This is a genomic window from Romboutsia faecis, from assembly GCF_014323405.1.
Classification (GTDB): Bacteria; Bacillota; Clostridia; order Peptostreptococcales; family Peptostreptococcaceae; genus Romboutsia_E; species Romboutsia_E faecis.
Genome location: NZ_JACRWE010000005.1, coordinates 179,068 through 200,734, shown reverse-complemented (window position 1 = coordinate 200,734; position 21,667 = coordinate 179,068). Strand labels below are relative to the sequence as shown.

General features: G+C 29.3%; 25 protein-coding genes. 4 read left to right on the top strand and 21 right to left on the bottom strand.

Going from position 1 to position 21,667, the window contains the following annotated elements; all coding sequences use genetic code 11:
• Positions 1-65 precede the first annotated feature (65 nt).
• The 15 genes from H8923_RS12440 to H8923_RS12370 form a co-directional block, all read right to left on the bottom strand.
• Positions 66-578 carry an adenine phosphoribosyltransferase gene (locus H8923_RS12440; RefSeq protein ID WP_153971828.1) on the bottom strand — a complete coding sequence of 171 codons (513 nt, stop codon included), beginning with the start codon at positions 576-578 and terminating at the stop codon, positions 66-68.
• A 13-nt stretch (positions 579-591) separates the two neighbouring features.
• Positions 592-3,072 carry a single-stranded-DNA-specific exonuclease RecJ gene (gene recJ, locus H8923_RS12435; protein WP_153971986.1) on the bottom strand — a complete coding sequence of 827 codons (2,481 nt, stop codon included), beginning with the start codon at positions 3,070-3,072 and terminating at the stop codon, positions 592-594.
• An 11-nt stretch (positions 3,073-3,083) separates the two neighbouring features.
• Positions 3,084-4,748, bottom strand: coding sequence for an ABC1 kinase family protein (locus H8923_RS12430; RefSeq protein WP_187127938.1), 1,665 nt, complete (start codon positions 4,746-4,748; stop codon positions 3,084-3,086).
• 274 nt (positions 4,749-5,022) lie between these two features.
• The gene (locus tag H8923_RS12425) at positions 5,023-5,523 is read right to left on the bottom strand and encodes a gamma carbonic anhydrase family protein (protein ID WP_153971829.1); all 501 of its coding nucleotides are present in this window, start codon (positions 5,521-5,523) and stop codon (positions 5,023-5,025) included.
• A gap of 5 nt (positions 5,524-5,528) precedes the next feature.
• Complete coding sequence (gene scfB, locus H8923_RS12420; protein WP_153971830.1) at positions 5,529-6,902, bottom strand: thioether cross-link-forming SCIFF peptide maturase; 1,374 nt, start codon at positions 6,900-6,902, stop codon at positions 5,529-5,531.
• Between the two features lie 325 nt (positions 6,903-7,227).
• Complete coding sequence (scfA, locus tag H8923_RS12415; RefSeq protein WP_094368636.1) at positions 7,228-7,371, bottom strand: six-cysteine ranthipeptide SCIFF; 144 nt, start codon at positions 7,369-7,371, stop codon at positions 7,228-7,230.
• Between the two features lie 65 nt (positions 7,372-7,436).
• Entirely contained in the window at positions 7,437-7,799 is a 363-nt protein-coding gene (locus H8923_RS12410) for a TIGR04086 family membrane protein (RefSeq protein ID WP_147539845.1), read from the bottom strand.
• A gap of 58 nt (positions 7,800-7,857) precedes the next feature.
• Positions 7,858-8,136, bottom strand: coding sequence for a preprotein translocase subunit YajC (gene yajC, locus H8923_RS12405; RefSeq protein ID WP_153971831.1), 279 nt, complete (start codon positions 8,134-8,136; stop codon positions 7,858-7,860).
• 61 nt (positions 8,137-8,197) lie between these two features.
• On the bottom strand, positions 8,198-9,319 hold the full coding sequence (gene tgt / locus H8923_RS12400) for a tRNA guanosine(34) transglycosylase Tgt (protein WP_147539847.1): 1,122 nt from the start codon (positions 9,317-9,319) through the stop codon (positions 8,198-8,200).
• A gap of 52 nt (positions 9,320-9,371) precedes the next feature.
• Positions 9,372-9,923 carry a phosphate-starvation-inducible PsiE family protein gene (locus H8923_RS12395; RefSeq protein WP_147539848.1) on the bottom strand — a complete coding sequence of 184 codons (552 nt, stop codon included), beginning with the start codon at positions 9,921-9,923 and terminating at the stop codon, positions 9,372-9,374.
• Between the two features lie 9 nt (positions 9,924-9,932).
• The gene (gene queA, locus H8923_RS12390; protein WP_153971832.1) at positions 9,933-10,958 is read right to left on the bottom strand and encodes a tRNA preQ1(34) S-adenosylmethionine ribosyltransferase-isomerase QueA; all 1,026 of its coding nucleotides are present in this window, start codon (positions 10,956-10,958) and stop codon (positions 9,933-9,935) included.
• A gap of 72 nt (positions 10,959-11,030) precedes the next feature.
• Positions 11,031-12,047, bottom strand: a complete 1,017-nt coding sequence (gene ruvB / locus H8923_RS12385; RefSeq protein WP_153971987.1) for a Holliday junction branch migration DNA helicase RuvB — start codon at positions 12,045-12,047, stop codon at positions 11,031-11,033.
• A 257-nt stretch (positions 12,048-12,304) separates the two neighbouring features.
• Complete coding sequence (ruvA, locus tag H8923_RS12380; RefSeq protein WP_153971833.1) at positions 12,305-12,907, bottom strand: Holliday junction branch migration protein RuvA; 603 nt, start codon at positions 12,905-12,907, stop codon at positions 12,305-12,307.
• On the bottom strand, positions 12,900-13,409 hold the full coding sequence (gene ruvC, locus H8923_RS12375) for a crossover junction endodeoxyribonuclease RuvC (RefSeq protein ID WP_153971834.1): 510 nt from the start codon (positions 13,407-13,409) through the stop codon (positions 12,900-12,902). The genes ruvA and ruvC overlap by 8 nt, the downstream gene beginning before the upstream one ends.
• A 321-nt stretch (positions 13,410-13,730) precedes the next feature.
• Entirely contained in the window at positions 13,731-14,339 is a 609-nt protein-coding gene (locus H8923_RS12370) for a BofC C-terminal domain-containing protein (protein WP_172976726.1), read from the bottom strand.
• A gap of 164 nt (positions 14,340-14,503) precedes the next feature.
• On the opposite strand from H8923_RS12370, the gene H8923_RS12365 reads away from it, so the two are divergent.
• Both H8923_RS12365 and H8923_RS12360 read left to right on the top strand, forming a co-directional pair.
• Positions 14,504-14,827 (top strand): hypothetical protein, encoded by a 324-nt coding sequence (locus tag H8923_RS12365; RefSeq protein WP_153971836.1) that lies wholly within the window; start codon positions 14,504-14,506, stop codon positions 14,825-14,827.
• Between the two features lie 159 nt (positions 14,828-14,986).
• Positions 14,987-15,310 carry a DUF1540 domain-containing protein gene (locus H8923_RS12360; protein ID WP_153971837.1) on the top strand — a complete coding sequence of 108 codons (324 nt, stop codon included), beginning with the start codon at positions 14,987-14,989 and terminating at the stop codon, positions 15,308-15,310.
• Positions 15,311-15,395: 85 nt separating this feature from the next.
• On the opposite strand, the gene H8923_RS12355 is transcribed toward H8923_RS12360, so the two are convergent.
• Positions 15,396-15,845 carry a hypothetical protein gene (locus H8923_RS12355; RefSeq protein ID WP_153971838.1) on the bottom strand — a complete coding sequence of 150 codons (450 nt, stop codon included), beginning with the start codon at positions 15,843-15,845 and terminating at the stop codon, positions 15,396-15,398.
• 181 nt (positions 15,846-16,026) lie between these two features.
• Here H8923_RS12355 and H8923_RS12350 point away from each other — a divergent pair, with 181 nt between their 5' ends.
• Positions 16,027-16,677 (top strand): YczE/YyaS/YitT family protein, encoded by a 651-nt coding sequence (locus tag H8923_RS12350; RefSeq protein ID WP_153971839.1) that lies wholly within the window; start codon positions 16,027-16,029, stop codon positions 16,675-16,677.
• Positions 16,678-16,814: 137 nt separating this feature from the next.
• Complete coding sequence (locus H8923_RS12345) at positions 16,815-17,753, top strand: polysaccharide deacetylase family protein (protein WP_153971840.1); 939 nt, start codon at positions 16,815-16,817, stop codon at positions 17,751-17,753.
• Positions 17,754-17,825: 72 nt separating this feature from the next.
• Here H8923_RS12345 and H8923_RS12340 read toward each other — a convergent pair whose 3' ends face one another.
• From H8923_RS12340 to H8923_RS12320, 5 genes are all read right to left on the bottom strand, one after another.
• Positions 17,826-18,506 carry a manganese catalase family protein gene (locus H8923_RS12340; protein WP_153971841.1) on the bottom strand — a complete coding sequence of 227 codons (681 nt, stop codon included), beginning with the start codon at positions 18,504-18,506 and terminating at the stop codon, positions 17,826-17,828.
• 165 nt (positions 18,507-18,671) lie between these two features.
• On the bottom strand, positions 18,672-19,103 hold the full coding sequence (locus tag H8923_RS12335; RefSeq protein WP_153971842.1) for a gamma-glutamylcyclotransferase family protein: 432 nt from the start codon (positions 19,101-19,103) through the stop codon (positions 18,672-18,674).
• Positions 19,103-19,744 (bottom strand): pyroglutamyl-peptidase I, encoded by a 642-nt coding sequence (gene pcp, locus H8923_RS12330; protein ID WP_147539861.1) that lies wholly within the window; start codon positions 19,742-19,744, stop codon positions 19,103-19,105. Before pcp ends, H8923_RS12335 begins: the two co-directional genes overlap by 1 nt.
• A gap of 37 nt (positions 19,745-19,781) precedes the next feature.
• Positions 19,782-20,711 (bottom strand): DUF979 domain-containing protein, encoded by a 930-nt coding sequence (locus H8923_RS12325; protein WP_153971843.1) that lies wholly within the window; start codon positions 20,709-20,711, stop codon positions 19,782-19,784.
• Position 20,712: 1 nt separating this feature from the next.
• Positions 20,713-21,402, bottom strand: coding sequence for a DUF969 domain-containing protein (locus H8923_RS12320; protein WP_153971844.1), 690 nt, complete (start codon positions 21,400-21,402; stop codon positions 20,713-20,715).
• Between the last annotated feature and the right edge of the window lie 265 nt (positions 21,403-21,667).

Here is a 21,667-nt window from a genome sequence, read left to right as displayed (position 1 = left end):
TATTTTAAGTATGAAATTTAATATATATGAAAATAGTTGGTTATATACCAACTATTGTAAAAGTCTTAGTATTTTATTAGAGAGTTTATATGGTATTGAGGTAATTTATCTCTACCATTTAATTCTTCTAATTCTATTAAAAACTGCATTGACACTACTTCTCCGCCTAACTTTTCTATAAGTTTAGCTGCAGCTCCCATAGTTCCTCCTGTAGCTAATAAATCATCAACTATTGCTACTCTTTGACCTGGTTTTATAGCATCTTTATGTATTTCTAAAGTGTCTTTTCCATATTCTAAACCATAGTCATAACTTTCAACTTCTGAAGGTAATTTTCCTGGTTTTCTAACTGGAACGAATCCTATACCTAAACCATAAGCAACTGGTGTTCCCATTAAGAATCCTCTTGCTTCTGGTCCTACTATTACATCTACATTTTTATCCTTTAAATCTTCTATTATAGCATCTATAGAGTACTTAAACGCTTTACCATCTTGTAATAATGTTGTTATATCTTTGAAACTTATTCCTGGGATTGGAAAATCATCAATTTCTCTTACTACTTTTTTTAAATCCATTTTGGAATACCTCCTAATAGCTCTTTGCATATTCTTCTCTTAAATCTTTTAGATTTTTAAGTATAACACTCTCATCTAGATTTAATTTTTTATTTGGCTTTTCTAATAAGTTTATAGATATTCTATTTTGGTTGTAATCTAAATTAAAATCTAATAGTGATAATTCTTTGAATACATTTAATATTGCAAATAATTTTATCGGCATAATATTAAATATTTTTTTTATGTCTAACATATCAAATTCAAAAGCTTTATTTACTAGAGCTAACTTATATACGACTATAAACTCTTCTCTCTCTGGAATGATGTTATTAATTGTGTTCCTTAAATATAACTGGTCCATTTCACTATAATATTTAATTATATTACAATGTGGATTAGTATTTTCACTCAGATACGAATATTCTTTACTATTATATAAATAATCATAAAGAATAATATTATTATATCTTTTTACGTCTATTTTATCAATATTTGGTGAAAATATAAGTTGTAGTTTAGCTGAATTTACAGTATTTTCTCGATAATTGACATCAAAATCATCCTCTAAGAGAGAAATATCCGATATCGCTCTATAAAAACCATTTACTGTATTTGCTATTACTAATGTATTTTCGACTAGATAATCAAATATATTAATCTCTTTACTACCTTCTATTATATGTTGCCCATTTACATTTGTGCTTATTAAGTTTTCATCACCAGAATTAATAGTATACAAGTTATTTTTATTATTTGGAACTACTTTTGAAAATAATTTTAAAGAAAGTTTATCCTTCATAGCATTTTTAGGATGAGCTAATCTCATATCCTTAAGTAAAAACTGAACGGTTCTATTTCCCATATAATTATTTTCATCTAATTGAAATAATATATCTACCTTATCCCCAGGATTAAAGTTTTCCTTTAAGTGAGCCATATTAAAACCAATACACTCATAAGTATTTTCATTATAGACATTAAGCTTTAAATGTTGTTTATTTTTACCTAAAGTAAATATATCATCTAAAACTAAATTTCTCATAATAAACCTCGGGCTTGGATTACTAAGACCAAAAGGTTCTAATTTATGTAATTCATCTACTAAATCTAAGCTAACCTTATCTTCAGCTAATTCAAATTCAACATTGATATTCTCAATCATGTCTTCTGAAGTTAAGTTGTAATCTGCAATTTTATTAACCTCATCTCTAAGTATATCTACTTTATCTGCATCTAGCCCAAGTCCTGCTGCTTGGTCATGTCCACCAAACTTATTTAATAAATCCTTACATTTCATAAGAGCTTCAAATATACTAAATCCTTTTATAGATCTAGCTGAACCCGTAGCTTCACCATCTTCTACTGTAAGAAGTATTGTTGGCTTATAATATTTTTCTGTAAGCTTTGATGCAACGATTCCTATAATCCCATGTTGCCAACCTTCATTTGCTATTACTAGTACCTTATCATTTTCGTATCTTTCATTAGACTTTATTATTTCCTCAGCCTCATGGTACATTTTTGCTTCTATCATCTGTCTTTCATTATTTTTTTCTTCTAGCATTCTTGCTATTTCATGTGCTTCATGTTCATCTTTAGTTGTAAAAAGCTGAACTCCTAAATATGAATATCCTAATCTTCCAGAAGCATTGATTCTAGGACCTATAGCAAATCCTATATGTGAAGAACCTATTTTTTCGGTATCTACTCCACATATTTTAGTAAGCTCTCTTAATCCTAAATTTTTCCCTTCTTTCATTAGTTTTAAACCATTTTTTACTATTATTCTATTCTCATCTACCAAGGGAACAATATCACAAATTGTAGCTAGAGTAGCTATTTCTAAATAATTATACATAGTAGTTTTAAATACATCTTCAGGGGTTAATGCTTGTATTAATTTAAATGCAACTCCACATCCACACAGCATATCAAATGGATAGTTACAATCTTCTTGTTTTGGGTTTACTACTGCATATGCATTTGGAATTTCACTTTGACACTCATGATGATCTGTTATTATTACATCTATTCCTAATTCATTTGCTAATTCAACTTCCTTTACTGAAGTTATACCACAGTCTACACTTATAATTAACTTACAACCTTGATCATTAATTTTTCTTATAGCTTCTTCATTAATTCCATATCCTTCTTCTAACCTATTTGGTATATAATAACTTACTGGATAATTAATTGAATCAAAGTACAAACAAAGAATAGAAGTTGAAGAAACTCCATCTACATCATAATCTCCGTATATAAATATACTCTCATTATTATCTATAGCTTTCTTTATTCTATCTACAGCTTTATCCATGTCTTTCATTAAAAATGGATCTCTTAAGTAATCTAAAGATGGATTCATAAATATCTCTGAATCTCTTTCATCTTTTATTCCTCTATTTTTTAAAATTTGACTAATTTCCGGAGAAATCTTTATTTTATCACTTAACTCATCTTTTTCTACTTCCCCTTTATATTTTAGGGTCCATTTTTTATTAAAAATCAAATTACTCACCTCTACTTCCGCTTATATTTAGTTTTAAATATAGTTATTACCAGTACAAGACCTACTAAAAATGAAACCGAGAAACCGGCTATTGCAAGGTACCTTATCCATATATTTTGTTCTATATTAGGTGATGCAATTATTAAAGATGAACCTACTACCAAAGATGCTAAAACTAAACTTAAAGATATATTAGTAGTAAGATCACTTAATTGCTCCTCTAATTTAGGTGCTTTTATATCATCTATGTGAATTTTAATATTATTTTTTTCTATATTTTTAAGAATAACTCTTAACTGTTTTGGGATATTCTTTAAATCAAAATAAATCTCCTCTACTGAATTCTTTGATCTTTCAAATATATATTTTGAATTAAATATATTACTATAATAATAATTTATAAACTCCTGTCCTATAGAATATACCGTAAAGTTTGGATTTAACTCTCTAGCTGTTCCTTCTAGGGTTATTATTGTTTTGGCTAATGTTGTAAGCTCCGTTGGCATTGTAATATTATACTTTCTAAAAAACCTAAATATTTCATTAAATATATTAGTTAGGCTTATTTTTTCTAATGGAATGTCATAATAATAATGAAGTAAATATAATAAATCCAATCTAAGGGATTCTTTATCTATAGATTGATTTGTTATTCCCATTTCTTCCAGTAAATATATAATCTTATCAGCATTTTTTTCTACAGCTGCTAATACCATTCTATTTAACGTGCTAAATGTCTTTTTATCAACAATTCCCACCATACCAAAGTCAATATACGATATACAATTACTATTTAATACAAAAATATTTCCCGGGTGAGGATCAGCATGGAAAAATCCATATTCAAAAACTTGTTTAAATAGTGATTTTACTCCAATTTCACTTATTTTTTCAGTATCCCATCCAAATGACTTTATCGTACTTATATCACTTAGCTTTACACCTATAATTCTTTCCATTACTAAAACTCTCTTAGTAGTATATTCGCTATAAATCTTTGGTATATATACATCTTCACTATCTCTAAATATCTCATAAAACTTTATGGCATTTATAGCTTCAAAATTGTAATCCAACTCTCTCAATAATTGAATTTTAAATTCTTCTAATATATTTTCAAAATTTGTTTCATTGTCTTTAGCAATGTCATTTAGTATACTTGCCCCACTTTGAAGTATCTCTAAATCTGACTTTATAGTTTGTTCTATATTTGGTCTTTGTATTTTTACAATTACATCTTCCCCAGAATAAAGTTTAGCTTCATAAACTTGTCCAATAGATGCAGCTGCAATAGGTTTATTATTAAATTCCTTGAAAACCTCATCTATTTCTAACCCCGTTTCAGTAGTAAAAATAGCTCTAGCTATATCTGTACTAAATTCTTCTACATTATCCCTAAGGTTACTTAACTCATCAATTACGTCCTGATCAAATATATCGCTTCTCGTACTTAATATTTGACCTAGTTTTACATATGTAGGACCTAGCTCTTCAAAAGCCTTCCTTATTCTTTCCCCTGTAGACATATGTTTTAGTTCTTCATTTGGCCTAGTTATAGGAATTTTATAAGCAACTTGTTCCATATTTAATTTTTCCACTGCAAAACTAAATCCATATTTTATAAGTATATGTAGTATCTCTCTATATCGTTTAATATTCTTATAACTTATCTTCACAACTACCACTCCTAAAGTTACCCGTACTCTTTAACATTATGCACCTCTATACAATATTTATATAATACAATTCCCACTTTTACAATTTATTTATTCACTAAATCCAATAAATTTAAAAAGGGCATGTTCTTAAATACATTAGATAATATATCGGGGCAAGGGAGAAATAGTAATTTTATAGCCATTTGCAGCATCTTTTAGCTACATGGATAGAAAATTATTATTCTTCCAGCCCCGATCTTATCTCATCTGTATTTAAGACAGCCCCTTAAATTTATTTATGATTGTTCGCACTTTCTATATAGTCTAGTGCAGATTTTTTAATACTTTCTTTCTCTGTATCTGAAAGTTCTCTAATTACCTTAGCAGGTGATCCCATAGCAAGTACCCCTGAAGGTATTTTTTTACCTGGAGGAACTAAGCTTCCTGCACCAAGTAAAGTAAATTCTCCAACCTCTGCACCATCTAAAACTATAGATCCCATACCTATTAAAGTATTATCTCCAATTTTACATCCATGTATTAAAGCTTTATGTCCTACAGTTACATTATTTCCAATTTCAGTAGGAACATCCCATCCAGTGTGTACAACAGACCCATCTTGGATATTTGTATTTTCTCCAATGGTTATCGGTTGTTCATCACCTCTAATAACCACGTTGTACCATATGCTAGCGTTCTTCTCTATAATTACTTCTCCTATTATATCAGCACTTTGTGCTACAAATACAGATTCGTCTATCTTAGGTTCAATTCCTTTAAACCCTTTTATCATAGATTTTACTTCCCTTCTAACATTTTTTTGGCTTGTATCATTATTGAACATTCAGTACGTTTCTTTTGCATTTCACATCCAAGCTCGTATGGTTTCATAACATCACCATTAAAGTTCATTGCATTTGCATGACAGCCACCTGAGCAGTAGAATTTGTTCCAACACTTCTTACATTCTTCTTTACTGTAAACGTGAGCATTTCTAAACTTATTAGTTATATCTAATGGAAGAACTACTTCTTCATCCATTATGTTAGCTAACTTATACTCATCATTTCCAACGAATTGATGACAAGGATATATATCTCCTTCTGGAGTTATTGCTAAGTATTCATTACCTGCACCACATCCAGTTATTCTTTTTATTACACAAGGACCTTGATTTAAATCTACTATAAAGTGGAAGAATTTAAAATCATCACCTTCAACTTGCATGTCAGCATATTTAACAGCTAGTTTTTCATATTCTTCAAATACTTTTGGTAAATCTTCTTCTCTTAAAGCATATGGATTAGATTCATCATCAACAACTGGCTCTATAGAAGTTAATTTAAATCCTTGTTCTGCAAAATACATAACATCCTCAGCAAAATCTAAATTCTCTCTTGTAAATGTTCCTCTTATATAATAATACTTATCTTTTGGTCTTTCATCTACAAGCTTTTTAAACTTAGGTAAAATAATATCATGACTTCCTTTATCATTTAAAGTAGGTCTCATATTATCATTTACATTTTTTCTACCATCTAAACTTAAAACTGCATTATGCATATTTTCATTTATGTATTTTATTTTTTCATCATCTAGTAATATACCATTTGTAGTTATTGTAAATCTTATATTTTTACCATGTTCCTTCTCTACACTTCTTCCGTACTCAACTAATTGTTTAACTACATCAAAGTTCATTAATGGCTCTCCACCGAAGAAGTCTATTTCAAGGTTTCTTCTATTTCCAGAGTTTGCTATTAAATAATCTATTGCCTTTTTACCAACTTCAAAGCTCATTAATTCCTTACTTCCACCGAAATCTCCTTGTGCAGCAAAGCAGTATTTACATTTTAAGTTACAATCATGAGCAACATGTAAACACATTGCTTTAACAACTTTCTTTCTATCTACAAAACTTGGATGAGTACTATATACTTCTTCAGTATATAAAAGACCTTCTTCTTCTAAGTTAGCTATTTCATCACAAGCCTCTAATACCTGATCAGTGCTATATTCATCCTTTAAAGCTTCAACTATTTCTTCCTTAGACTTTTCTTTATAAAAATCTAAAACTCTATAAGCAACATCATCTAATACATGAACTGCTCCACCATTGACATCAAGAACTATATTGTATCCGTTCATTGAAAACTTATGTATCATACTCATTACAAAAACTCCTCCTATAAAAATTCGCTTTCGCTTCTCCAATCTATATGTAAATCCTGTCCACACTCAATTGTCAAAACTATCTTAATCTATAAAATCAACATATTTTGCCTATACCGGTACTAAACACCAATATTTATTATATATCTTATGTAAAATCTAGGCAATAACATTCCCTTATTACCCACATTTTAGAAAAAATAACAAAATGAATCTTATGTCCATATAACTCTAAGCTATCTATAAAAAAAGGAAGTAATCACAGATGATAAAAACCACCCAAGACAACTCCCTTCCTCATATTCTTATCCTATCTTATCATTAACTATCTTTCGCACTCTTGGTTAGCTACTGTACAAGAAGTTTTACAAGCTGATTGACAAGATGTTTGACATTCTCCACATCCACCTTTAGCAGCACTGTTTTTTAAAGTAGCTTGAGATAAAGTTTTTACATGTTTCTTTTCCATCTTAAATTACCTCCTATTTTATAAATCTTTATTGATTATATCATAATTTATACCTTTTGTGGTATTTATTTGAAGTTAACTCCTAATACACCACCTATGCCTCCAGCTAAAGTTGTTAAGAATATTTTATATAGCATGTCAGCCTCAAAAGTAAATTTTTCCTGAGCTAAGTAAACTATTACTATAAGACACACTATGTACAATAGACCAACTATCAATCCATATATAAGGCCCTTTTCCTTTATATGCTTTGATGCATAAAATCCGCCAAAAGCAGCAGATGCAGTAGTTATAATAGAAGTAACCATAGCAATAGTGTTTCCGGATACAGATGTAAAAGTTAATACTAAATTATATATTAATAATATTGCTAAAGTTAATATGTAAGAGTACCCTAGCCCTTTTAAAACATGATTAGTTTTTTCCATAAAAAAACCTCCCCTCGAAAAATATATATTCAAGGGAAGGTTTAAAAATTACTAATTATTAAGCTTGTTCTGTTTTTGATTCAACAGTTCCTATAGCCCATTTTTCAAATGGAACTTTAGTTCTGTTTGGTCCTATTTCTAATACAACAGAATCTTCTTCAACTTTAGCTACATTAGCTATTATACCACCTATAGTAGTTACTTTATCACCAACATTTAGGTTATTTCTCATTTCCTTTAAAGCATTTTCTTTCTTCTTTTGAGGTCTTATAAATAAGAAATAGAATACAGCGAATATTGCTGCATACATTAATATCACAGTTATCCAACTTTGCATGTTACTTCATCTCCTTTATATTAAATTTTTAAAATATAATAAACATTATATATTAAAATTATTATATTTCATAGCCATATTTTTGGAAAAATTCGGCTCTGAAGTCTAGCAATCTATCTTCTCTTATTGCCTGTCTTACTTGCTCCATTAATTTTAATAGGAAGTGTAAGTTATGTGTAGTTATAAGTCTAGATGCTAATATTTCATTAGCTTTAACTAAATGTCTTATATAAGCTCTAGTGTAGTTTTTACAGCAGTAACAATCACACTCTGGATCAAGTGGAGTAAAGTCTCTAGCATATTTAGCATTTCTTACTACAACCTTACCTTGGCTAGTCATAGCTGTACCATTTCTAGCTATACGAGTAGGAAGTACACAGTCAAACATATCTACTCCTCTTATTACACCTTCAACTAAATCATCAGGTGAACCAACACCCATTAAATATCTTGGCTTATCAACTGGCATTAATGGAGTAGTGTATTCTAATACTTCGTACATTAAATGTTTAGGTTCTCCAACACTAAGTCCACCTATAGCATATCCTGGTAAATCTATAGCTAATATTTCCTTAGCAGATTGCTCTCTTAAATCTTTATACATACCACCTTGTATTATTCCAAATAATGCTTGATTTTCTGTATTTTTATGAGCTTCTTTACATCTGTGTAACCATCTAGTAGTTCTTTCTAAAGATTTCTTTACGTAATCTCTATCAGCTGGATATGGTGCACATTCATCAAATGCCATCATTATATCTGAACCTAAAGCATTTTGTATTTCCATAGCTTTCTCTGGACTTATAAAGTGCTTTGATCCATCTATATGAGATCTAAAGTGAACTCCTTCTTCAGTTATTTTTCTAAGTGGCCCTAAGCTGAATACTTGGAACCCACCACTATCTGTAAGAATTGGCTTATCCCAGTTCATAAATTTGTGAAGACCACCAGCTTCCTTTACTAGCTCGTGACCTGGTCTCATATATAAGTGGTAAGTATTACTTAGTATTATTTGAGATCCTATTTCTTTTAATTCTTCTGGTGTCATAGATTTTACTGTTGCTTGAGTTCCAACAGGCATAAATATTGGTGTTTCTATTACACCGTGTGGAGTATGAAGTCTACCAAGTCTTGCTCCACTTTGCTTACAAGTTTTTATAAGTTCGTATCTTATTGCGCTCATTCTGTCTCTCCTTAATATTTAGTCTTTATATAAAATATAAGAAGAAAGAATCCTATAATTTTTCTATATTTTCTAAATCCAAACCTTCTTTAAATTTAGATTCATCATTTTTTTGTTTAGCAAGTCTTTCTCTACAAGCTTCACAATCTTTACAGTCTTCTCCTTCTTCACAATCTTCATAATGTATGCTGGTGACGTTCATTGTACTGTTATCATTTGTTAATAGGTACTTTCTAATAGCAAATAGTCCCGCTATTGATATTATCCCTAAAAGTAAATCTCCCATCCCAGCTGTCTTTGGAAGTAAAAGTAACTTTCTAGCTATTGCATATAAAAGCACTTCTAATAAAGCACCTGGTAAATGAAGAGATAGCATTACTACTAGCTCAACCCCTATAACTAAAAGTAATATCTGTCCTAATAGACTATTTAACTGTGTATACTCTACAGGATTTTGAAAATCTACTATATATGCATCCCATATCATTCTCAACACATCTATAGTTCCTAAAAATACTGCAAGTAATACAACCATAGCCAAAATAGATTCAAATACATATGCTATTCTTAATGACAAGTTGCTCTTATCTATATTATTTTTCATTTTTTCCCCCTATTTTATAATCATGGCATCTCCAAAACTGAAAAATCTATACTTTTCCTCTACTGCAATGTTATATGCATTTAATACATTTTCTTTTCCTGCTAATGCACTAACTAGCATTATTAATGTAGATTCTGGTAAATGGAAGTTAGTTATTAGCTTATCAACTACCTTAAACTTATAACCTGGGTATATAAATATATTTGTCCAGCCACTACCTTCTTGTACTCTATTATCATCAGTAGCAACTGACTCTACTGTTCTTGAACTAGTTGTTCCTACACAAATTACTTTATTGCCATTTTCTTTAGCCTTATTAATTTTATCGGCAGCTTCTTTTGTAACAACATAGTACTCAGAGTGCATTTCATGTGCTAATACATCATCTACCTTTACAGGTCTAAATGTTCCTAAACCTACGTGTAAAGTAACAAATGCTATATCTACACCCTTATCTTTAATTTGTTTTAATAATTCTTCAGTAAAATGAAGACCTGCAGTTGGTGCTGCTGCTGAACCATTGTGTTTAGAATACACAGTTTGGTATCTTTCTCTTTCTTCTAATCTTTCAGTTATATATGGTGGAAGTGGCATATTTCCTAACTCATCTAAAACTTCTTCGAAAATTCCCTCATAATGGAATTTTATAATTCTAGAACCTTCTGGTCCCATACCAACTACTTCACCTATTAATTTACCTTCTCCGAAAGAAAACTTAGTTCCAATTTTAGCTCTCTTTCCTGGCTTAACTAAAGATTCCCATGTGTCATCTTCATGTCTTTTTAATAATAGAAATTCTATCTTTCCTCCAGTATCTACCTTTTCACCTATTAGTCTAGCAGGTATAACTCTAGTGTCATTTAAAACTAAACAATCACCTGGATTTAAATATTCTATTACATTTTTAAATATTTTATGCTCAATATTTCCAGTTTCTTTATCTAATACCATTAACTTAGAACTAGATCTATCAAGTATAGGAACTTGAGCTATTAGCTCCTCTGGTAAGTCGAAGTAAAAATCACTTGTCTTCAATGTTAAACTTCCTTTCAAAAAAATTATACTATTTATAATAATATCAAAATTTCATTTTTTTTTCTATTAAAATTACTTTTTTGGCATTTCTATATTTAGATGCTCATAAGCTAAAGGCATTGCTATTCGACCTCTAGGACCTCTATTTATAAACCCTAATTGAAGTAAATAAGGTTCATATACATCCTCTATAGTATTTCTATCTTCTCCAATAGATGCTGCTAAAGTATCAAGACCTACAGGCCCTCCTCTAAACTTTTCAATTATAGTTCTAAGAAGTTTTTCATCAACATAATCAAGACCTAAGCTATCAACACCTAAAAGTTCTAATGCCTTATGAGCTACTTCATCAGTTATATTTCCATCTGCCCTAACTTGAGCATAGTCTCTTACTCTTTTTAGTAATCTATTAGCAATTCTAGGTGTTCCTCTAGAGCGTCTAGCAATTTCTGTAGCTCCACCAATCTGTATTTCTGCGCCTAGAATAGCTGCTGATCTAATAACAATCTGAGCCAACTCATCTATAGTGTAATAGTCAAGCTTACATATAACCCCAAATCTATCTCTTAATGGGTTAGTAAGCATACCAGCTCTAGTTGTAGCTCCTATTAAAGTAAATTTAGGTAAATCAAGTCTTATACTTCTTGCAGAAGGACCTTTACCTATAATTATATCCAAACAATAATCTTCCATAGCAGGATATAAAACTTCTTCTACACTTCTATTAATACGATGTATTTCATCTATAAATAGTACATCATTTTCATTTAGATTTGTAAGTATTGCTGCTAAATCTCCAGCCCTTTCTATGGCTGGCCCAGAAGTAATCCTTAAATTAACCCCCATCTCATTGGCAATTATACTTGATAAAGTAGTCTTACCTAGTCCTGGTGGTCCATATAAAAGAACATGGTCTAAAGGTTCATTTCTACTTTTTGCTGCTTCTATAAATATAGAAAGCTGCTCTTTTGCTTTTTCCTGACCTAAGTAATCTGATAGCGATTTTGGTCTTAAACTATTTTCTATATCAACATCTTCATGCTGCATTGTCGATGTAATTATCCTGTCTTCATCTTCAAAATCAAACATTGTTTTCCCCTTTCTTTCTCTGGATTCACCTATGGGAATAGCTATAAACACTAATATTCCCATCCATTCCTTGGCATATCTCAAATAAATTTTGAGGTCCCCCTACTACAAATTCTTAAACGATAGCATATAATTTATGTGATTTATTTTCGTTTTTAGTTTTGGGATTATTGTTATTGGCCACTAGGCCTATGGTTTCGACCTCAATTTTTTGTTATAAGTATATATTAATAGTTCTATTTTAATTTCTTAATTTATTATCTTAAGCTTTGACTCATTAAGTATGATAAAGACTTCTTTATTATATCTTCTGTATTTAATCCTGTTTTTTTACACTTATCTACTGCTTCTTTTGCTTCTGCTGTTGAATATCCTAGTGCTATAAGTGCATCTACTGCTTCATCTTGCGATACTGCTACTGGTGTTTGTGATAGTAGAGTTGGTTCAAATTCAATGTTTTGCTTATCTATTTTATCTTTTAACTCTAGTATTATTCTTTCTGCTGTTTTCTTTCCTACTCCTGGAGCTTTTGACATCTTAGCTATATCTTCACTTACAATGTAAGCTCCTAATTGTCTTGGAGATGCAAAAGATAAGATTCCTAAGCCCACCTTTGGACCTATTTTAGATACAGATGTCAATAATTCAAACATCTCTAGTTCTTCTTTAGTTGAAAATCCACATAAGCTCATATCATCTTCTCTTACAATTAGCTTAGTATATATTTTAGCCATATTTCCTAATTGTAAATCTTTTAATGTATTTGACGATACATTTATTCTATATCCAATATTATTATTATCTATTACTATGTGATCTAAATAAAGTTCTTCTATTGTTCCTTTTATATAACTATACATATTGTCCCCCTATGTTCTTTAATGTTTTTTCCAATTTATTTGCATGAGCATGACATATTGCAACTGCTAATGCATCCGCTACGTCATCAGGCTTAGGTACTTCTTTTAAATTTAAAAATGAAGTTACCATTTGCTGAACCTGCGCTTTTTGTGCTCTCCCATATCCAACTACACCTTGTTTTACTTGTAGTGGTGTATACTCATATACAGGTTTCCCATTATGAGCACATGCAAGCATAGTAACTCCTCTTGCTTGAGCTACTGTTATTGCTGTTTTTACATTTTTATTGAAGAATAGTTCTTCTATTCCAACCTCATCTATATCGTACTTCTTTATAAGAAGATTAATTCCTTTATAAACAAGCTCTAATCGCTTTAATGTTTCCATTCCAGCAGGTGTTGTTACTGCACCGTAATCTATAACCCTAAATTTATTATTTTTATATTCTATTATTCCATAACCTACTATTGCTATTCCTGGATCTATCCCTAATATTATCATTATAAAATAGACTCCTCCTAATCTTATTAATTATAAAATAGACTCCTCCTAATCTTATTAATTATAAAACTGATGTTCTTATTTATTATAACATAACTTAGATTTTATAACTAATTACTTAGATAATTCATACTCTAATTCTTTTTATGTACAAATTAAAATAAGAGATTATCTTAATATTAATTTATCATCTTTAAAAGAAAGTGCAAAATCTAAACTCATATACACATACAAACTAACTTTCTGTATATTAATGAATTTAGATTTTGCACTTTCTAAATTAGATATCATAAATTTTATTTCTTTAAGAAATCTCTTATATTAACTATCCATATCTTCTAATTTTAAATATGCTTCATCTTGTGAACTTACTGTAATACCTTGTTGAAGTTCATCTTGCACAGTTATAGGTAAAGAGTCAACTTCTATTTCAGTTTCTTCTACTAATGTTTTTTTACCTTCACTATCATATTTATAAATTCCTACATATCCACTATTACTTTCAACTGAATATTTATTAGCTTTACTTAAATCTACAGTAGAGTCCTCTACTTCAGTTAAAACTATTTCATATTTATTTATACTCTGTACTTCTCTATTTGGGTATTTGTCTTTAAAATAAGCAATTATTTCTTCTTCAGATTTATCTAATAGTTCCTTTGGGACAGTTCCGATCATTACTGGAGACGATTTTGAATCACTTTCATCATCATAAGTCTTATGTAACCATACTTCACAATTTTCATTTAGGCCAAAGGCCTCAGCTGCTTTAGTTTTGCCATCAGATACGTTTGTTTGTGTCGCATTATTAGGTTTTGCATCAGTATTTCTTGATTTTATACCTATATAAATTCCACCACTTAATACCAATACACAAACTAATACTAAAGCTGGTATTTTCCAAGGAAATGATTTTTTTTCTTCAAACATTTTATTGACCTCCTTCTTACTAAATAATTTTGTCCATTTCATACGTTTCTATACATTTATGGAAAAATTAGTAATATTATATACATATATATTTGTCTCATTTAAATATAAATATACATATTATAAGGTATCATTAAATGTTTATTTATTAGGGAGGTGTTTTTTTGGATTCACCATATATGAGATTAATATATGATAAGATGGAGTTTATTGAATTTAAACAAAATATACTACTTCTAAAACAGCCTCAACATAGAGCATCTATTTTTTATGATCTTAAACTAGATGATTTTATACGAATAAGAGATTTCACAGAAGAATTTTCTAGTAGGGTTTTAAATCATGAAAAATTAACTATTTTAGATTATGAAAAAGAATTATTTAAAATTTGGTCTCCTATAAGATCTTATCCATCATCTTCTACATTAGTTGCAAAAGCCCTTATGAAAGATGATATCTTTAACTTATTATTCCAATCTAACAATTAGAAATTTTTATTCCTTATAAATACTTTTATAGCTTCCTATTATTTTGTGTTAGTAAGACTAATTCAAAATATAGGATTGCTATTTTACTTTAAATGATATAATTTTTGATTAAATTGGAAATACTTCTTAATGATTAATATATTGTTAGGAGGTAATACAATGGCAAGAATTGGATGTAATGTAATTAACTGTTCTCACAATGACAGTGGAATATGCTACGCAAATAAAATTTCAGTAAACGGTAAGAAAGCTCGTACTAGTAATCATACTTGTTGCAGCTCATTTTTAGATGAATCTACATATAGTACATTAACTAACAACACAAATGATGATGGGCCTTGCAACATAATAGGTTGCAATGTAAAAACTTGTACTTATAATGCAGGAAACATATGTGCTTTAAATGATATAGGCATAACTTCAAGTGTTGGTAGAGCTAATCTTTATTCTGAAACTTACTGTTCTAGTTTTAAATGTAAATAAACTTATAGCATAAATAATTTTTACAAAGAAAAAGTGCTTATTTATTTAAATAAGCACTTTTTCTAATTATATATTTAATTATTATTTACAGCATATATGTATTATTAGTAACCTTATACTTAATTTCTCTTCTATCTTCATTATCAATAAATTTATATACCTGCACTAATAAATCTTTATATCCCATATTATAAAGAACTTCTTCCTTTTCTTCTCTATTCTTAATATTAAGTATTATGTATTCTGGAGTAATTTCTTTTATATTTAATATATCAGTATAATCATCTTTCTTATTACCTTCATATTTAACCTGTATTTTATACAATTTATTACATTCACTACATTTTACATAATAAGTTATATCTTCAAATATAAATGTATTTGAATTTTCATATTCTTCATCTCTCTTTAATCTTGTTTTTACCATTTCTTCATGAATTATATTAAAATTCTTTTTACATTTACATATTCCATCTTCTTTTCTTAAATCGAATTTTAACCAACCTGGTAAATCATCATCAATACAAATATACATTCCTTATCCCCCCTATTTTAATATCACTATAATTGTATAGCATAAAATATGTAGAAACAACATATTGAAACACTTCTTTTGTATATCTATTAAGCATATGCTTATACCTTTAAACTATTGATTATTTTATTGAGGCATGATATCATGAATTTCATAAATTTAGATTTCAGGAGGTATAATAATGACTGCTTTTTTTGATAAAAGAAAAAACATAGTAAGAATTTTATTTTACATAGTTGGCCTTTCTATTATGGGCCTTGGTATAGCATTAAATGCTATTTCTAACTTTGGTGCAGGCCCTTGGGATGCTGTAAATATAGGTGTAAGTTACCATCTTAAATTATCAGTTGGAATTTGTATGAATATTGTAGCTGTTCTAAACTTAATTATAGGTGGAATTCTAAATAAAGAGTTTCCAAAAATCACACCTATAATAACATCTTTAGTTTTAGGACTTTTCGTAGACTTAGGATTTATAATTTTTAATGGAATAAGCCCAAATACTTCTATAATGCAATTTATATTATTTATGATTTCATTACCAGTTATAAGCTTAGGTATTTCTATATACCTAGTTTCTGAATTACCTAATACTCCATTAGACTATTTTATGCTTGCAATAAAGTCTAAGCTTAATTTATCTCTAATGGCAGGTAAAATTGTATCTGAATCTAGTGGACTTATAATTGCTTTATTACTTGGCGGCCCTGTAGGTCTTGGGAGTATAATAATAATCTTTACAATAGGACCAATGATGCAATTTTTACACACTTATAGTAAAAATATTTTTAATAAGTTAGTTAATACAGATTTTGATTTAGCTAATAATTAAATAATATATTCTAATTAAATCTACCCCTTTACTCCTAGTTACAAAACTGTAAGTATTTACACAATAGACCATTTGATATACACAGTATATAATATAAGTATAAGGATTCGACAAATTAATATACGAGGGGGAACATTATGAAGAATAATAATATTTTTAGTCCGAAAAAGAAAAAATCTAGTGGATCTAAAAAAGCTTTAACAGTTCTAATGGCTTGTGTAATTGTATTTGGTGGAGTAAAAGTAGTTTCTGCTACTACTCAATTTTTCAAAGAACAGCAAGCAATAAAATTAGAAGAAAAGCGTAAAGAAGAAGAGGCTAAAGCCTTAGCTGAAAAAAAACGTAAAGAAGAAGAAGAGAAGAAGAAATATATGGTCGGAGTAAGAAACGACGCAAAAAAATATTCATATGATGCTGTTAAGGTCGCAGAAAAATTAGCTTCATTTGACTACTCTAATAACGGCGAAAAAATTGTATTCTTAACTTTCGATGATGGTACTTCTACTACTGTAACACCTGAGGTTTTAAGAATATTAAAAGAAAATGATGTTAAAGCTACTTTCTTCGTAACAGGAGAAAATATTGAAAGAGGCGGAGAAAAAGCAAAAGATTTATTAAAAGAAGAATTAAATAATGGACATGCTATTGCTAATCACTCTTGGTCTCATGACTATAAAAAGTTATACCCAAATAGAACATTAGACTTAGATGCATTTTTAGCTGATTTTAAAAAGACTGATGATTTATTAAAAGATACTCTTGGTAAATATTTCTCAACAAGGGTAATTAGATGTCCAGGTGGTCATATGTCTTGGAGAGGTATGGACGCTTTAGATTCTTATTTAGAAGAAAATAACATGGCTTCAATCGACTGGAATGCATTAAATAAAGATGCTGAAGGTAGAAAGAAAAATGCTGATCAACTAGCTGAGGAAGCTATAAAAACATCTGAAGGTAAGGAAATGGTAGTTTTATTAATGCACGATACTTACGGAAAAGAAGAAACTGCCAAAGCTTTACCTAAAATAATAAAATATTATAAAGATAATGGATATGAATTTAAAACATTAGCTTAGATTATATAAATAAAAGTACCTTAGAATTATAATAATGCTCTGAGGTACTTTTTATTTTCATAGCTTATAGATTTATTTTTTTATAGGGTCTTCAAATGATGGAGGTGTTATATTGATTTTTCCGTCATGATTATTAGGTCCAGGTGAAGATAAGTCAAAGTATAACTTAGAGTCTTCTGTAACTCCAAAATCTTTATTTGATCCAGTATCTTTTACTTTATTTAGTGCATCTCTAAATAAAGCATTGTGTGCCTCTTCTCTATTAAGTAAGAAATCTATAGTTTCTCTAACATGTTTATCTTCAATTTGTCTATATAAATATTCATAAACAACTTTTGCTCTTTGTTCTGATGCTATATTTGATAGTAAGTCTGCAACTAAATCTCCTGTTACACTTACATAGTCAGCTGTCCAAGGTACACCTGATGAGTTTTTTAAATCTGGTGCTAACCCAGATAAAACTTGTGCTTCTAGTTCGCCTACATCAATTGCTTTGTAATCTACATCATGTCCATTTAAAAGATTTATAGTTTGAGCTACCATTTCCATATGACTTAATTCTTCTGCTGCTATATCTAAAAATAAATCTTTTATTTCAGGATCTTTAACTCTAAAACTTTGTGATAAGTATTGCATAGCTGCTTTAAGTTCTCCATTTGCTCCTCCAAGTTGTTCTTGCATTAGGACTGCATATTGAGGATTTGGCTTTTCAACACTTACTTTATGAAATAAATTCTTATCATGTTTAAACAAAATATGTACCTCCTTAAATAATTTAGTAATATTATTTCGTTATGAACATCAATTTATTCGCTCTTTACTTCAAAACTTTATATTTAACTCATATGTATACTCTGCTTTATTGTACTTTATAAATAAAGAAGCTACTCTAATTACTAGAGTAGCTTTCTTTTTAATTTACTTTGTAAGCATATATTTTTTCCAATCACCATTTGAAATATATATTGATTTACTATCAAACTCTTTATCTTTATCTTTGTTATAGAAATACACAAAACACTTTTCTTTTTTATTAGTTGTAATGTCTTCTACATCTAAAATTACCTTATGGTATTCATTGTCAGGATTATTTTCACTTATAAACCCTTCCATTTCATCCATAGCTTTTACAGTTTCTTCATAATCATCTTCATTTATGACCATTATTTCACCTAATATTGTATCATTACCATGAGTTATTGCTGGATACCCCTTATAAGGCATATGATGTAATTTCATATTTTCAAGCTTAGCTTCTTTTTTATTAGATACTTTACCTTCTAAATATTTATTATAGTTGAAGAATCCTTCTCTTAAACTTCCATAAACAAAAATATTAATATTTCTCATTAGCAAATTTCTCCACCTATAGTTTTTATATCTTCGTTGTATAAAGTACAGGCTTCTATTGCAAGCTCTAATCCCCTAACTATTTCATTTAAAGACATATATGGTGTATTTTTCTTATCCATAACTTGAGAAGTCATATAAGGTATATGTATAAAACCACCTTTTATGTTAGGATACTTTTTATCTATCATATATAATATCCCGTACATTACATGATTACATACAAACGTACCTGCTGTATTAGATAAAGTTGCTGGTATATTGTTATCATTCATGTGCTTTATCATTGCTTTTACTGGTAAATTCGTAAAATATGCAGCTTGACCATCTTCTTGTATTATTTCATCTGTTGGTTGATTTCCTTCATTATCTTTTATTCTAAAATCATCTATATTTATAGCAACTCTTTCTGGAGTTATATCAAATCTACCTCCAGCTTGTCCTACAGATATTACTATATCTGGATTATGAGTTTTTATAGCATCCTCAATTGCTTTAACTGATTTAGTTTGAACTGTAGGTATAGTTATCTTTATAACTTCAGCTCCATTTATATTATTACTTACCATCTTTACAGCCTCTTCAGCTGGATTTACTGGTTCTCCTCCAAATGGGTCAAATCCTGTTAATAAAATCTTCATTGTCTTTCCTCCTATAAAGAATTACCTATATTTATAATTAAAATCCTAAAGTGTACATAAGAATTATATGTACTACTAATAAAATTAAAGCTAAAGGAGCTTGTGCTTTTATTACTGCATTTTTATCTTTAAGTTCTAATAAGGCTGCTGGTAATACGTTAAAGTTTGCAGCCATTGGCGTTAAAAATGTTCCACAGTATCCAGCTGTTAATGCAAGCATTGAACATACTACTGGATCTCCACCTTGAGCAAAGACAAATGGTATACCAACACCAACAGTTATAACAGAAAATGCCGCAAATGCATTACCCATAATTGCTGTAAATAATGCCATACCTACACAGTATGCTATAACGCCTATTAATATATTTCCTTGTGGTATAACACCTGATATTATAGATGATATTTTATCTCCTACACCAGCTACAGTAAATAATACTCCTAAAGATGCTAGTAATTGAGGAAGTATTGTGAATGATCCCATGGCTTGGTACATTCTGTTACTATCTTCAAGAAATTCTATCGGCTTAGCTTTAGTTATTACAAAAGTTATTACCAATGATACAGTTGAAGATATACCTATTGCTACTGTTCCAGAAAGTTCAGTAAATTGAGCTATAAGCATAGCTACTATAGCTATAAGTAATGAAGGTATAAATATTTTCAAACCTAATTTTTCTGCTTTTAAGTTCGCAAATGTTTCATCTAATTGTTTTAATGTTCCTACATTTATTTGCTTAGTTGCTGATAATACTGCTATAACAACTACTAATATACCTACTATTGTATTTGGTATTAGTTTTCCAAATATAAATGTTACCGACAATATTCCCCAGAATACTGCTGTTCCTATTCTAGTTTTGTGATTTTTATCTTTTAATGTGAATACCATTGTTATTCCCATGTATAATCCTAATATTATGTAAAATAGCTCTAATAAACTGTTTGAAAGTTGTGCCATATCCATATTACTTTGCACCTCCTACATTGCTATTTCTAGAAGCATATTTCTTATTTAACTTTTTATCAAATAATATATTTTGTATTACCCATATAATAAGCGATATAATAGCTACAGGTATAGCAGCCTTATTAAGCTGAAGTGGATCAACTATTATTCCTTGAGATTCTAACGTTGATACTATCAACAATATCCCTGCATTAGCTAAGAATAAATTTTGAGCACAGAAGTTACCTATATTATCAGATGCTGCTGCCTGAGCTCTTATTTTATCTAAATCTTTTTCATCTAATTCTCCATATTTCGCAACAGCTGCACCTTCAGCCATTGGACTTACAAGAGGTCTAACAAATTGCGGATGTCCTCCAAGAGTAACCCCCATAGCTATTGTAGCTTCTCTTATAAATGTGTATCCACTTAAAAGGATACCTGTTGATAAACCGTTCGCCTTCTTAATAATCATTATTGCTTTAGCCTTTAATCCATATCTTTCACATAAACCTATTATTGGTATAGTAAGCATGAATAAGCAAGTTGTTCTATTAGTTATAAACGCTTCTCCTAAAGTATTAAGTATCTCTACAATACTCATGTCTGCTACTAGTCCTGTTGCAACACCAGCTGTCACTACAACTGCTATTGTATCCAGCTTTAAAGCAAATCCTACGATTATAATTAAGATTCCTACTAATTCCATGATGTCACCTTCTCCTCTAAAATTTTATATAGTTAGTTATCTTAGTATTAATTATATAACGATTTTCTTTCAAAGTAAACATTTTCCGACAAATTGTTTGAAAATATAGAATTAATTTAATATACTGATTTGTATTTTTAATCAGCAAAACACCTCCAACTAATCAATATAGATTTAATCTATACATCATAGTCAGAGGTGTTTTTATTTATCTTAACATATAAATATATTCAATTATAAAATCTTCAAATTATTGATATAACTT